9 protein-coding genes are annotated in these 14,266 nt (G+C 49.5%); 4 read left to right on the top strand and 5 right to left on the bottom strand.

Features of this window, described 5'->3' with window-relative positions:
* Positions 1-50: 50 nt before the first annotated feature.
* Positions 51-341, bottom strand: coding sequence for a hypothetical protein (locus B7982_RS14955; RefSeq protein ID WP_158213017.1), 291 nt, complete (start codon positions 339-341; stop codon positions 51-53).
* Here B7982_RS14955 and B7982_RS13550 point away from each other — a divergent pair.
* Positions 334-1,317: a glycoside hydrolase family 3 N-terminal domain-containing protein gene (locus tag B7982_RS13550; RefSeq protein ID WP_158213016.1), complete on the top strand. Its 984-nt coding sequence runs from the start codon at positions 334-336 to the stop codon at positions 1,315-1,317. The genes B7982_RS14955 and B7982_RS13550 overlap by 8 nt on opposite strands.
* A gap of 148 nt (positions 1,318-1,465) precedes the next feature.
* Here B7982_RS13550 and B7982_RS13545 read toward each other — a convergent pair whose 3' ends face one another.
* On the bottom strand, positions 1,466-2,032 hold the full coding sequence (locus B7982_RS13545; protein WP_085491111.1) for a PolC-type DNA polymerase III: 567 nt from the start codon (positions 2,030-2,032) through the stop codon (positions 1,466-1,468).
* A 6-nt stretch (positions 2,033-2,038) separates the two neighbouring features.
* Complete coding sequence (locus tag B7982_RS13540; protein WP_088661209.1) at positions 2,039-2,533, bottom strand: hypothetical protein; 495 nt, start codon at positions 2,531-2,533, stop codon at positions 2,039-2,041.
* 162 nt (positions 2,534-2,695) lie between these two features.
* On the opposite strand from B7982_RS13540, the gene B7982_RS13535 reads away from it, so the two are divergent.
* Together B7982_RS13535 and B7982_RS13530 are read left to right on the top strand one after the other, a co-directional pair.
* A complete protein-coding gene (locus B7982_RS13535) occupies positions 2,696-3,592 on the top strand; it encodes a glutamate--tRNA ligase family protein (protein WP_088661208.1) in 897 nt (298 codons plus the stop codon).
* Positions 3,593-3,627: 35 nt separating this feature from the next.
* Positions 3,628-7,713 carry a hypothetical protein gene (locus B7982_RS13530; protein ID WP_088661207.1) on the top strand — a complete coding sequence of 1,362 codons (4,086 nt, stop codon included), beginning with the start codon at positions 3,628-3,630 and terminating at the stop codon, positions 7,711-7,713.
* 222 nt (positions 7,714-7,935) lie between these two features.
* On the opposite strand, the gene B7982_RS13525 is transcribed toward B7982_RS13530, so the two are convergent.
* Both B7982_RS13525 and B7982_RS13520 read right to left on the bottom strand, forming a co-directional pair.
* Positions 7,936-8,337, bottom strand: a complete 402-nt coding sequence (locus B7982_RS13525) for an SPOR domain-containing protein (RefSeq protein ID WP_088661206.1) — start codon at positions 8,335-8,337, stop codon at positions 7,936-7,938.
* A gap of 59 nt (positions 8,338-8,396) precedes the next feature.
* Positions 8,397-13,052, bottom strand: a complete 4,656-nt coding sequence (locus B7982_RS13520) for a fibro-slime domain-containing protein (RefSeq protein WP_088661205.1) — start codon at positions 13,050-13,052, stop codon at positions 8,397-8,399.
* 378 nt (positions 13,053-13,430) lie between these two features.
* On the opposite strand from B7982_RS13520, the gene B7982_RS13515 reads away from it, so the two are divergent.
* Positions 13,431-14,246 carry a GGDEF domain-containing protein gene (locus B7982_RS13515; protein ID WP_233138571.1) on the top strand — a complete coding sequence of 272 codons (816 nt, stop codon included), beginning with the start codon at positions 13,431-13,433 and terminating at the stop codon, positions 14,244-14,246.
* The last annotated feature ends 20 nt before the right edge of the window (positions 14,247-14,266 follow it).

The raw sequence follows: 14,266 nt of genomic DNA, 5'->3' as shown, positions 1-14,266 counted from the left end.
CTAGCTTTTTTCGCAGCTTTTTCTGCAAACTTAGTCTTTGCGCAAGATTATCAAATCGACCGGTATATACCGGAGTCGAGTTCTTCCGAAGTTTCGATGTGCGTCATGCCGTCTTCGTCTAGCGTACGACAGATGACACCTGCCGTGAGCAGTTCTTCCGCGAATCTCGCAAAAGACTCGACAAATCTCGCGACCTCCAGCTCGTCCGCGTCCCTTGTAAAAGACACGACTGTAATCAAGCCATCCGCAAAAGTTAAGCCGAATCCGTACAACTTGCCCGATGAGCTCATGCCTTTGTGGAATTCCATGTCCATGCGCCAAAAAGCGGGCCAAATGATCATGGTGTTCCTCACCTCGCCGCAATTCGTGATCGAAAACGAGCTCGGCGGCGTTCTCATCACAGGCAAGCACCTCCGCAGTTTCAACAATTACAAAGAACGAATGGACGAAATCGACAGGAACTTGAAGATTCCTCTTTTCACGGCACTTGACCAAGAAGGCGGCATCGTCAACCGTTTGGCATCATTTTCCGACAATTGGCGACACACCCCCAGCGCCCTTGAAATGCGCCGTATGGACACCACGCAAATTCGCACACTTGCAAAAAAAATTGGACGCGCACTCAAGGATATCAGAATTAACATGAACTTAGCTCCCGTTTTGGACCCGTCCAAGGACCACCGCGGCACCAATTCATTCATGGAGGAAAGCCGACGCTCGTGGGGCAACGACACGACAAACGCTTACAAAATAAGAGCATTCGTTCACGGCATGCGCGATAACGGCGTCATCTGCGTTTCAAAGCACTTCCCCGGTTATGACGCCTGGACTAACAGCGATTTGCAAATCGCCATCAGCGCCTCGCCCAAGGAAAAAATCGAGCAGAACATAAGCTTTTTCAAGACGCTCTCCAAAGACATACCCGTCACGATGATGTCGAGTGTCCACTTTTTGCGCATCTCTAGCCGTCCCGCCGTCTTTGACGCCAACATCGTCAAGATGGCCCGCAAGAACTCCCCAGACATGGTCATGCTTACCGACGACCTCTGGGGCACCTCGCTTCGCGCCTGGGCCAGCGGCAAAACGCAAATTTCTCCTCGCAAGACCTACCCGGACAAAGACTTCAAGCGCCTCGTCACCGCCATCATTGACGCGGGTAACGACATCCTCATGATTTCTTACACGTCCAAAGCCAAGGACATGCTCAACATCATGATGGAACTTTCAGACAAAAGTTCAAAATACAAGAAGCGCATCGAAGAATCCGCTGCCCGCATCCTAAAGCTGAAATACAAAGCCGGAATTTTGAAGTTATAGAATTCCGCGAGTCGTGCGCGAACACATTTTGTCAAGCCCTACTTGATAGGGTTTCTCCTTCTAGTTCTATAAAATGGAGATTCCCGCTCGGAGGCGGGAATGACAAATCAAGATTATTGACTAATGACCAATGACTATTGACAAATGACTACTTACTAAAAGCCTGTTTCTTGGCGACGGAAATATTCACGACGTTCTTCATCACACCCGCCTCTCCGACCTTCTCCAGCGCAGACCTCAAAATGGCAGCCGCCGCAAGCGTATCGTCCAAAGCACGGTGATGGTTAAAATCAGGGAGCCCTAGCGATTCCGTGAGTTTGTGCAAACTGTAGCTCGGTTGCCCCGGGAACACACGCCGCGAAAGCTTTACCGTACAAAGTCTCGCAGGGTTAAACTTAATACAGCAACGCTTCAGTTCTGCAGTCATGTACTTGCAGTCGAACTGAACGTTGTGCGCTACAAAAATGCGGTCTTGCAATAAAGCAGCCACATGCTCAGCAATCACGCCAAATTGCGGTTGTCCACTAACCATCTCGTCGGTGATGCCCGTAAGCTCTCGCACAAACGGCGTTATCGGCTTTCCTGGGTCTACAAGCGCGTGGTACGTTTCAACAATTTCGGAACCGTCCATCAGGGCGATTCCGATTTCCATTATTCGATTATCTTCACCATGTCCGCCGGTCGTTTCGAGATCGACTACCGCAAATTTTAGCAATGCAAATTACCTAACGGGGATATCGATATCGAGCGTCTCCATCCCGTCACGGGCCTCGACTCGAGCCAACATGACGTTGGACTTGGGTTGCCCATAAACAGGAATGACGAGCAAGTTAGAAACACCGTTCTGCTCACTCGGAACCGCTTCGGTATCGTAAGCTGTTTTCTTAAATATAGGTTTCTTGCCGCCATCATAAAGCGAATATGTCAGCTTGCGGGGCGTTCCTTTCTTGATTTGCGAGGTCTTGACCTGGAAATAGATGTATCCACCCTTCGGAACGGTCTTCAGGCTGTCGAGGATTTCTTGTTCCGTGGCGTATTCCGCCTCCATGGCCAGTCGCACGTTCTTGCGCACAAGATCCGGCGTTTCGTACTCGACCATCACGTTGAACCTAGCATCTTCGGGAATGGCGCTCTCACGCACATCACCAGCAAATGAATTTGCAACTAACGCAAAGAAAAGAGCCGTGCAGGCCCTAGAAAGACTCATTCCACCCATAAGTACTCCGTTTTTATAATCATCCCTTTACCTGCAATTAATATATATAACAAAAACGATTTTAACGAAAAAAACAAAATATTTATGAATTTTCATAAAAAAAATGTGTGTTAAGTAACATTTTTTACAACTTATATTTGTACCGAAACCTAAATTTGCACCATGTCCGGAAAAATTCGATTTGCACCAAGCCCCACAGGATACCTTCACGAAGGCCATTTGCTTTCGGCACTTTATGTGTGGGCAGCGGCAAAAAAATGGAACTTAAAGATCCACTTGCGAATCGAAGACCATGATCAAAGTCGCGCACGACCCGCCTATATTGCTGGCATCCGAGAAGATTTGGCTTGGCTTGGGTTTAAATACGATTCCGAGAGCATACAAAGTGCACGCGGACAAGTCTACGAAGCCGCCCTCCAAAAGTTAAAAGAAAAATCGTTAGTTTACCCGTGCTATTGCAGCCGCAAACAGCTCCTCGCCGAAAACCCACAAAGCGAAACCGGTGAAATCGTTTATCAGGGCAAATGCAAAAATCTTGTCATCCTGAGCGAAAGCGAAGGACCCAGTGAAGTCTTGAATAGCAATTCTGCTCCGCATAACCTCCGTTTTATCGTTCCGAATAAATTCATCGATTGGCACGACCTGCGTCTAGGGGACTTTCACGAAAACCCGAAACTCCAATGCGGGGACTTCCCCATCCGCGACCGCGACAACCAATGGACATACCAGTTCGCCGTCTGTGTCGATGACATCGACGAGCAAATCACGCACATTGTCCGGGGCGAGGATATCCGCAATTCCACCGCCCGCCAGATTGCGCTCATGGAAGCGCTAGGCCGCACAGAACGCCCTGTCTACTTGCACCACCCGCTCATCGTCGATGCAAACAACAAGAAGCTTTCCAAGCGCGAACTCGCCCACAGCCTGCGCCAAGACAAAGAAGCCGGCATTACGCCCGAAATGCTTTTTGGCCGCGTCTGCCACAAGGCCCACCTCACAGAAAGCGACGCTCCCATCGCCCTCGTTGACGCGATATCCATAATTATGGATCAACTTTAACGACAATTAGGTTAAAAAAAATTTATATTCGAGACATGGCATCAACGTCCGTGTCCGCAACCATTGAAAAAATCCGCGAAGAGGCAGCAGTCTTTGATAGCAAAGACCGTTTGCTCAGCTTTTCGCAAAAGAATAAATTTCAGTCTCCACTGCTTTTAGGCAACGGGGACCAGTTTTTCGAATCTTGGCAAACCGAGGCTAAACCGCGTGCACTTGCGCAGTTCTTCCCCGTATCCGCAAAATATGACGAAGCAAAACAAGCGGCCGACCTAGACAAATTCCGCAAGGTCCTCAAGTCCAAAGCAGAAGACTTTTGCAACCAGGATTTGTATATGGCAACGGGCTTTATCAAGTGGGGCGAAAAGAGCCTCGCGCCCGCCATCCTCATCCCGCTTACATACAACGCAGAAAACGACACCGTCGCCATTTCTGCACGCGCCCCCATCGAAAATATTGCACTCCCGACACTCGACAAAAGCATCAAGTTTCCCATGGCCACGGATTTCTGGAAAAACGGGACTTTTGCCATCCAAAAATTCTTTGATGCCCTCGAGAAAAAGATTGCCCCGAAAACGGATTGGAAGTTTACCCGTAACGGCTATTGCATCACCTTTTACAGCACAAACAGAATCGGTCTTCAAAAAAAGCTGACAAGTGAATGCTGGACAACCGCCAAGGCCGCAAACAACGAGTTTTTCATTGCAACGATTGGCAATGACGGGTTCTTGCCCAAGCCATCGTTTTTCGAAGAACTCCCCTACGACCACGTTTTTACGCCTGCAGATCATTACTTCCCGTACACGACCGATTCTCAAACGAACAAGGCCGTTATCGACGCTCTTGATGCAAACGTTTCTGCATATGCCATACAAACGCTCCCCGGGAGCGAAAAATCCAAAGCCGCCGTCAATATCGTTGCAGACCTCATCGAACAAAAGAAAAAAGTCTGCGTTGTAAGCCGTCGTGCCATCACCAAATACAACTTCGAAAACGCATGGAAACCGCCATTCCGTTCGTTCCAAGGGCCAGAACGCGATACCGTAAAAACGCAATTGAGCGAAACCCGAGCAAAGCTCGTCTCGTACTACGATGCAGTCAATTTTCCGCTCAAGCCAAGTGGTGTGAAGCTCACAGAACTGCTTGACGAAATTGCAAATTTAAGGCCAGTTAAGACAAAGTTTGCAAGTGACCTTTTCAAGAATATCGAAGATGTGCGCTATAAAAAGTTCAAGTCCATGCAATCAAGCCTTGAACAACTGGCGCAGCTGTTCTTTAACGAGAACGGGGTCCAGGTTTTCAACGCACTCCAAGGAATCACGCTGCCCGCCGTTTCGCAAGAACGCAAGAGCCAAATTGGCGAAGACCTGGAATGTGCAAAAAATTTGATTGAAACAGTCAAGCCGTTTATCGAAAGCGTAAACAAGTCCAAGCTCTACACTAACGGTTTCAAGATTTCGGATGCGCTCGCTTTGGTTAGCGTATTCAAGAAAAACTTCGATAGCGAAATGCCCGGCTTTGAAGACTGGGATCTCCATTCCAACGGCTGGATTGCCTACCAGGATGACCTAAATGACTTACCGAATGCAGGTGCACGCTGGTCAAGTTATCGTCGCAAAGGTTCCGACATTTTCACCGACGAAGCCATCGACGCCAACATCCTTGCTGCCCGCAAAGAATTTGAAAGCAGCCTGAGTTCTGCGCTCAAGGCGCTCTCGGATCATTACCGCAGGCCCAAGCGAATACTTCTCAGCCTTTTCAAGGATCCCAAGAGCATCACCTCCGATGACATGCTCATCGAGCAGGCCGACAAACTTATCGAAATTCAGGAATACAGGCGCAAGTACAAGGATTCTTCCGTTCTCGCCGCACGTCTGTTCGGCAGGGACTGGAAATATGAAAAGACCGACTGGAAAGACCTTGCAGACAAAATCCGCCATTACTATGTATTCCGTGCCCGCATCAAGGAAAGCGACCAGCACGATTATCTGCTCCAGCTGCTAGCCAAATGGCATCTGTTCAGACCGCTCGTCGAAAGTTTGGACAACATTCAGACAAGTTTTGAAGAACTCCAAAAAACACTCCAGAGCATAAGCAAAGCCCTCAATCTGAGTCCGTCCCTAGAAACGCAAAACATCGACCAATGGCTCGATAAAATCGGGCTCTGGTCAACGCATTGGAGCGCTCAAGACGTTTATTTGCAAATCCGCGAGCACATGGAAAACATCAGCGATTCGCCGTGCGAGAATCTTGCGCAATTCGTAAGCGATACCAAGAATGCGAACAAGGAACTCGCCATGGCATTTGCACGTGCCTGGACAAATCGCCAGATGCAGGCCGCAACCGCCGAGTGCCCGGAACTTTTCAGTCCGTCTGCAAGAAACAGAAAGCAACAAGGCAAGCAATACAGAACGCTGTTGGACCAGTTCAGCAACGCAAACTTCCGTACCGTTCACGAGTGCGCCGAAAAGGATCCCGCAAGCTTGCAAATTGTCACGTTGTCAGAGACTTACGATTCCAACTTCGAGCCGTCTGACGTTACGCTATTCCTCGATGCAGACTGTATGACCATCGCCGAAGCCATGCCCGGAATTCTAAAAACAAAGAAGGTCATCCTCTTTGGAAATCCGTGCGCTCCCACGCTCGAGATGCTCCCGTCGGATGCTTGCAACATGGAAATTTCATCGCCGTCGATTTTCTTTAAGGACAACGTTCTTTCGGCAGCGCTCCGCAAGGGAATCCCGACACGAGTCATTGGCTATACAGCACAATACGCAGACCCGTCGCTATTCGCTTTTGCAAACAGCAAAATTTACAACAACGAAATTTCGCAGTTCCCGAATTCAGTTTCACCTACAAGCAAACTGCAAACGCTGAAAATCGTTCACGACAAAGTGCATTCCATTGCCGAAAAGGCCATACAGCACGCCACAAAGAATCCAAGCCAATCGCTTGGAATTGTAGCCTCGAGCCAAGCGCTCTGCAATGAAATTGAAATTGCCATTCATGAACTTTTAGAAAAAGGTTCAAAAGCGGCGAATGCCTCAAGCATCGCAAAGTTCTTTACGCAAGGGAATTTGACAAACAAATTCTACATAAAGACTGCAGAACGTGCCGTAGACTTGTACCGTGATGTCATTTTTGCATGCCCCGACATCGACAAGGCTTCAGGCATCGCCGAGAACCGCAAGCTCTCGATTTGCACAACACTCGCCAAGCAAAGCCTATGTTTGTTCATGACGAGCGAAGATGCAGAAAAGCTCGCAAGCGTGAAGCCCAATCTGTTCCAGGAATGGGTCCGTTCTCTCAAGAGTTCCGAAATTGGAACATCCCATATTGACACCCCGGAATCCGTTCTTGACGCACAAATTAAAGACGTTTTCATAAAGGAATCAATAACCTTTAAGGATTGCATCGCCACAGGCAACATTCCTGTAGGTCCAGTCGTCATTGACGCCAACAATAGCAAGCGTTCGCTCGCCGTCATCGAGTGCGACTGCAATTGTGCCCCTTACAAGGAATCGGTCGAAGACCGCGAATACACGCGCCCGAACGCACTTTCGAGACTCGGCTGGAAGGTCCTCAACATGTGGCTCCCGCTTTGGAACATTTCCAACGCAGACGAGAAAGAAAATCTCATCACAACGATTGCAATTGAACAGAGTGTCGCACCGCCACCGCAAGAAGAAATCCCGCTCGACGATGCAGAACAGGATAGTTCTCTAAAAGTCGAACCGTACAGCGTGAAGCACCCCGCCAACGCAAGCAACAAGCCGATTGCAGAAATCCCAGTGGAAAATCTCATTGAAGAGCTCAAGTTCTACGTGGATAGCGAGTCCCCAATTCACGGAGAGCTCCTGTTGCAAAGGATTCTGGAACTGCACAACGCCGAGCAGAACGCAAAGACTAGCGCCATATTAAGCGAAGCCATCAAGCAGGCGCTGCACCAGAAGCAGTTCGTGAAAACCGGACCGTTCTTCTACTCGCGCACAAACAAGAGCATCGTGCTGCGCGACCGCTCCAAGAGGCCCGACAGCGAACGCAAGATGGCCTACGTGCCGCCCGAAGAACGCGCCCTCCTAAACGACGCCCACAGCATCAAGCAAACCCTCGGCGTGATGTAATAGACGGAGGTTTCATCTTAATGTCATGCCCCACTTGATGGGGCATCTCCTTTTATACGAGATGGAGATTCCCGGTCGGAGCCGGGAATGACATGCAAGGCGAGTGCAGCAAGAATGAGTATACTCATTCTTATTGCCGAGCCGCAGCTGTCATGCCACGAAGTGGAATGACAAAGAGCAGGCGAAGCCTGCTCTTTGTGCGTTTAACGCTTTTATACGCGCTTATCGAAGCTTGACGACGAAGGCGTTGATGTTGTATGCGGAGAGTTCGCGAGCCTTGTCTTCGGCGACCTTGCGCTTTGTCCATCCACCGCCGCGAAGCTTGTAGAACGGAGGATCGAACACCACCTGGATGGTGTAACCCGTGCTTGCAGAAAGCTGGGCCTTGCGGCGCTGAGCGGCGTCAAAATCACCGACAGCTTCGAACTGGAGCATGAAGAATCCATCAGCCTTATCGTTCTTGCCCGTAACCTTTGCGGGCACTGCAGAGTTGCTTGTCGTATCGCGGAGAGAAGCGCTGAGCGTCGGCTTGTACTCGTTACCGCGGAAAAGAGAATCCAAATCAGTTGGCGATCCGGCCCAAGCCATAGCGCATAAAGAAAGTGCAATTAAAATCTTTCGCATATAATAAATATAGAAAAAGCCTCCCCGAAGGGAGGCTTTTCAAATTCTACAGGAGCCGATTACTGACCAACCTTAATCGTCGGGTAGCTACCCGGAGTCTTAGCGGTGTGGCGGACACCCCAAACTTCAGTCTTTTCAATCTTGTTCTTCTTACCGAAGTTATCAAGCTGAACATAGGAATTGAGCTTGGAGATGTAAGCACCCGTACCAACGAGGCGGTTCTTATCAGACTTCATGTTCCACACGATGAAGAAGTTTTTACGGTTTTCAACGCAGTTGTGACCGGCGCCGCCGAAGTAGTACTTTTTGTTGCGAGCCATGTTTTCGTCGTCATCGCAGTAGATACGACCCTTGAGGCTAGCCACATGAGAGCCCAAGTTCGTGAAGAAGCGGAGATCGTAGTCGAAGAACACGTTCTTCTTGTTGGCATTAACAAATGTTGTATCAGATTCAATCAAGGAACCCAAATCGCTCTTGACAAACCAACCGTGCGGGATAAATGCGTAGTTAGCGAATTCACCCTGACCAGCGAGGATTTCATTTCTGAAATCATCTTCAGTCTTGGTTGCGTCATAGGCAAAGATTTCGAACGGTTCGAGAGCTGCCGTTTCGCTCGGAGTCTTCGGGATGCCACCCATTGCCGGCGGAACGATTCTAGCAGCGTAGGCCTTCACTTCACCTTCGACGAGAGCCCACGGAGACGGGAGGCGGCCAGAACCAGCCGGATCGTAGCCAGGAGCAACGTTCCATTTGAAGTTAACGTCATCTGCCGGGCGATGGGTAGCAGCATCAAGAGCAGCGGCGTAATCAGACTGGTCCGTCACAAGGCCGACACCGGCGAGACTTCTGAAGTGGATGTAGTCACCGGACTGCGGGAACACGCCACTCTTGGAGTAGAGCAAGGACACGGTCTTATCCGCAGCCTGATCCGGAACAGAGGATGTCACAGCAAGCGGGAGCGTTTCGGCAAAATCAGGAGTCTTGCTATTGTTGATGTAGAAGGAGAACACGTCGTTACCAGCAGCGATACCTTCGGTCGTCTTAGCAATCTTTTCGGAGAATGTAATCTTCAGACGCATATATTCGATACCACCGATAACTTCGTTAGTTGCTCTAGCACCGATGATAATCGGAGCAATACGATCGTAAATCGAGCAAGAGTAATCCTTCGTCACAACCTGGCCACGGGCCATGAATGTAGCCCAGGACTTAATCTTACCAATACCATCGGTCTTCACCTTCTTGGAGAGCTTCTTGCCACCGAGAGTGATCTTCGGAGCGCACAAGGTGTCAGCAGATGCACCAGCAGCGACACCGCAATAAGCACCAGCGGCAATTTCGGCACCTTCAAAGAGCACAGAATCCTTAGTGTCATCTTCCCAGAAGATTGCAATCTTACCCGGGAGGGAGTCCTTGTGGAATTCACGACCGTAGTAGATGACAATGGAGTCTGCGATACCATCGAGGTATTCGTTCTGAGCGCTAAAGTACGGGCTCGGAATATTCATTGCAGAAGCCGGAATCGCACCATGGACGTCAAAGATATCAGCAAACTTCGGCAGCGGTACCGGCGGTTCGCTAAAGATCAAGTTCGGATAGAGGGCAGACATCAAATTCGGAGCCGCACCCGTCAAGTGGAGGGAGGCAACACCATTCGTACCACCACGTTCGTACGTGAGTTCAGAATAGACGGTAATCGTTGCACGGCCATTTTCGACACGCGGGAGAGAGCCATCGGCGGTAGTAACAATCTTGAGACCCGGAGAAGTCTGAGAACCACGGTTCAAATCAAAGCTGCAGGTCGTGCACGGATTGTTGTTCTGGTCAAGGGCGAGGATGTAGAAGTCTACCATTTCACTCTTCATCTTTTCGAGGTCCTTGGTCATATCGGGCTGATCCAAGGAGGTCGCGGAGGTCACAAACACAATCTTCGGAGTGAAGAAGGTGAGTTCAGCCTTGAGAGAGCTCTGCTTGACATAGACAGTCACCTTTTCAACATCGCTGAGTTCGAATTCAGTGAACGGAACCGTGACGTAAATGGTATCGACACCACTTGAGCCAATCTTCTGAGTCTTGCTACCGATATCCACAAGCTCGCCATTGACCATCTTGTAAATGATAGCCTTTGTATTAGTGGATACCAAGGAGTATTCGTCACCGACAGACGGGTTCAACTTGAGCGGAGTCGTGCAAGTTGCATTGCCTGCGCACGGATCCACAATCGGAGCGACGAGGAGGCGAATCATGCCGTCAGCAGTAGTCTTGTTGTCCGAAGCCATAGCGCTAGAGACAAACGGGATTTCCGGACCAGTCTTGCCATCAGCTTCAACGACAGCGTTACGAGAAGTAAGACCAACGCTACCCTTGATGGTCCAGGACATCGTTGCAATTTCGGTATCAATCCTAATGCGCAGATAGTACGTACCCTGAGAAAGGCTTTCCATCAACTTCTTTTCGTTGATAACCGGCTTACCCGGGTTCGTCACGTCGATAATGCCTTCGAGCTGAACCGGATTATCGGCGAATTGTTCTTCAGAAACAATCACGGAACCAGGAGCAGAGCCAGTCGGATCATTTCTGGTGAACTGGTAAGCAATGGTATGACCGGCGGCCTTAATGGCATCACCGCAGGCCTTTGTGTTTGCGGCACCCACCTGGGCAGCGCAGTTACCGGCACCGGACTGGGTAAAGCAAAGTTCGAATTCGTTATCGCCAGTGAGCTTCCACTGTTCAAGGTTCTGCAAGCCTTCGTATTCAATACCCGTATTCTGTTCGATGAACATGTTCGTCTTGATACGGACGTTACTCATCGTCGTACGGCGGTCGCAGAAGAAGATATCGATATCGTAGGTAGAGTCGGTCTTGGCGTTCGGCATGAACGTATCCAAGTCCACATAGCCCGGAGCTGCAAGGTGAGTACCACCAAGGTCCACAGCAAGCTTGTTATCAATAAAGACCCAAATGTCGTCGTCACCGCGGAAGTTGAACTTCAGACCCGGCTTGAAACGGAAGTTAGCGTGAGATTCGAAGCAGAAGTGCTGGTTACGGCCACCATTGCCAGAAGCAACACCTTCCTTAGATTCCCAACGTGAAGACTTAGATGTAGCAGTTGCAGTTGCCTTAGTTTCAGAATTGGGGAGGAAAAGAGGCCAACCTTCAGGAGCGCTATTAGCATCGTCCCAACCAATAATCAGATCAGCATTTGTAAGTCCCAGGTCGTCACGAATGCGGGTTTCAGTTTCGCCACCATCACCAAATACACCTTCACAATCAAAGCCCTTTTTCCAACCTGGGCCATTGCAATAGACGTCAAGAACAGGCATTTCCGTAGCCGGATCAATGGCGCGGAGAGCGGCACCATAGTAAGCAGGACCCTGAGCCCAACGCTTGGTACGGGCAGCCGGAACCGGAGTCTGGCCAGCCTTAGCTTCTTCAAGCTTGAGGGCGTCCGTAGCTTCTGCCGGGTAGAAACCACCCGGAACTTCAATCTTCAGCCCCGGACTGACATAGTCATCGGAATTGAATTCCCATTTGCCATCTGTTGCACGGCTAAACGGCATATCAAAGCAAGTCAATTCGTTCACACCAGCGGTGTAGTTGAACATCTGATTGAAGTATTTATCATCAAGGAAGCACTTTTTACCCTTCGTCGTGAGCTTCGGCTTCTTGGTAGCCTTATCCAAGGTGCTTTCCACAAGGCCTGTCGTAACACCGATACAAGCGTTAATTGCGGTAACAGCAGTCATCTGATCAACACCCTGAGCACCAGTCTGGCAACCTTCACCACCGGCAGAGTAGCAAGAGAATGCCGGATGCAAGCTAGCGTCAGTATCGTAAATAATAGCAGCGAGGCTGTAAGAGCAGTTACCGTGAATATCCGGTCTGTCGACATACCAACCAGCAAAATCACTCGGAAGTGCGGCAGCCTTCTTTTCGTCAGCGACAAAGAAGAGAGAGCCAGCAAAGGTTGCATCCGACTTAAAGTTATCAAACATGCCTTCCAAGTCAATCGGAGTAGCTGCATCGCCGTTGTTATAAGCGGCTTCGCCATCCATACCGATAGCATACTTGAGTTCGGTATCATCATCACGACGGATAATGACTTCGGTCGGGAGAGATTCATTGACATAGCGTCTGTAGTACCAGCCGCAGTTTTCGTCAATGTTCATCTTACGTTCTTTACCATTTTCGACAATGATAGGATCGGAGCTCTTCCAAATCTTGTCATCCGGCAAGAACACATAGAAATACTTGACGTCAGGCGGTTCACCCTGAACTAACGGCTTGGTCGGATCCGAGAAATCAGGCTGAATCCAGAGTTCGTTCGTCTTTGTACCGAAATCGGCGCAAGAGAAGCCCTTACCCTGATCAAACTGGACATTGGCGCCAATAGTGGTCTTGGTAATACCACCCTGCTGGCCATAGTCATTCAGAGCCTTCGAGATAAAGAATTCTGTAGCTCCGTTCGTACCACCGATTTTGGTAGAGCTAATTTCGTACCAACCGGTATACGTCGTACTCTTTGAAAAAGCCACAAACTGGCCACCGGCAGCAGAATAAGCGGCAGTCCAACTATCAGGCAACTTTAGATAAACGGTTCCCTCACACCCGGTCAATGATGCCGATGCACTTTGAACACCGGCAATGAGCATAGCACAGCTCAACACCCACAATTTAAAGGATTTGATTCTGTTCTTCATTGTTTTTTTATCCATTTCGGTTCTCTCCGACCACGCAGAACATCAAGAAGACCAGCCTCCTCGATATACTACACCGACTGAAATCTACTTTTTTAAACCAAAAAAGGGAATTTTTTCTTGTAAATCATTGTGAAAAAAAATTTATGTAAGGAAATCCACAGACTAATTCACAAACTTTCAACATTGTTTGTAATTGCAATTTTACAAAAGAGCCTATGTAAATGCAACTTTTACAGAGAGTGTGATTTCAATTGTATCATAGGCGTATCATGAAATTAAAGCGTAACGCAGTTTAGAAGGGAGATTCCCGCTCGGAGGCGGGAATGACATGCAAAAATCGAAATGACTTTTGCAAAAGGTCCTATATTTGGGTCGGGATTTACAAGGGATTTTATGGAAATTTTAAAACCGATGACCGTTCATCCGCACTTGATTGTGCTGTACCCGCAAAGCGAATTCGCGGAGCTCCCGCTCGAATTGGGGACCGTGGTGCTCGGTCGCGGACAAGATGCCGACATCCGCTTTGAAGACGAGCTGGTGAGCCGTAGACACTGCGCGCTCACGTTCGACGGCCAAAGCGTGACTGTCGAAGACCTCGGCAGCACAAACGGCACGTTCGTGGACGGCAACTATATAAATAAGCAAATTCTCGATTCGGACAACAGGCTCCAGATAGGGAAGATTGTGTTGAAGGTCGCCTACAAGGATCCAAGCGAAGAGGCTTTTAGCCGCGAGTTGTACGAAGCGGCGACGATGGATGAGCTGACAGGGATTCTGAACCACCAGGCGTTCATGGACCGTTCTGCAGGAGAACTTGCATGCGCTCGCCGCGAGGGAGCGTTTATCCATGTAGCGATGATTCGCGTGGATGAATTCAATCGATTGACGGAATCTTATGGAGAGCTGTGCGGCGACTTGATTTTAAAGGAAGTCGCAAGGCTCTTGAACGACGAGAAGCGCGATTCTGACTTGCTCGCACGCAATAACGGAGAAAAGTTCCTGCTCCTCATGAACGGGATTTCGCCCGAAGACGCCAAGAAGCGCGCCGAGAAGTTGCGCATGGCAATCGAGCGCCACATATTCTCGTGGATGGATTCGAGAATCCCGGTGACGATTTCCATTGGGCTTGTGTCACGCCAGGGCGCCGAAGTCACGCAGATGAACGAGCTCATCGCCGAAAGCGATGGACTGCTCAATACTGCAGGGTAAATTCGGCGAGAAGCGCCGCG

It is taken from the genome of Fibrobacter sp. UWB2, assembly GCF_002210425.1.
GTDB lineage: Bacteria > Fibrobacterota > Fibrobacteria > Fibrobacterales > Fibrobacteraceae > Fibrobacter > Fibrobacter elongatus.
The sequence above is the reverse complement of the archived record's forward strand: the minus strand, read 5'-3'. Positions and strand labels throughout refer to the sequence as shown.

What these genes read in the sequence shown, in the direction of transcription:
- B7982_RS13515 (WP_233138571.1), top strand. Translation starts at nt 13,431, where the DNA reads ATGGAAATTTTAAAACCGATGACCGTTCATCCGCACTTGATTGTGCTG.
- B7982_RS14955 (WP_158213017.1), bottom strand. Translation starts at nt 341, where the DNA reads ATGATCATTTGGCCCGCTTTTTGGCGCATGGACATGGAATTCCACAAA.
- B7982_RS13550 (WP_158213016.1), top strand. Translation starts at nt 334, where the DNA reads ATGATCATGGTGTTCCTCACCTCGCCGCAATTCGTGATCGAAAACGAG.
- B7982_RS13535 (WP_088661208.1), top strand. Translation starts at nt 2,696, where the DNA reads ATGTCCGGAAAAATTCGATTTGCACCAAGCCCCACAGGATACCTTCAC.
- B7982_RS13540 (WP_088661209.1), bottom strand. Translation starts at nt 2,533, where the DNA reads ATGGGTGGAATGAGTCTTTCTAGGGCCTGCACGGCTCTTTTCTTTGCG.
- B7982_RS13530 (WP_088661207.1), top strand. Translation starts at nt 3,628, where the DNA reads ATGGCATCAACGTCCGTGTCCGCAACCATTGAAAAAATCCGCGAAGAG.
- B7982_RS13520 (WP_088661205.1), bottom strand. Translation starts at nt 13,052, where the DNA reads ATGGATAAAAAAACAATGAAGAACAGAATCAAATCCTTTAAATTGTGG.
- B7982_RS13525 (WP_088661206.1), bottom strand. Translation starts at nt 8,337, where the DNA reads ATGCGAAAGATTTTAATTGCACTTTCTTTATGCGCTATGGCTTGGGCC.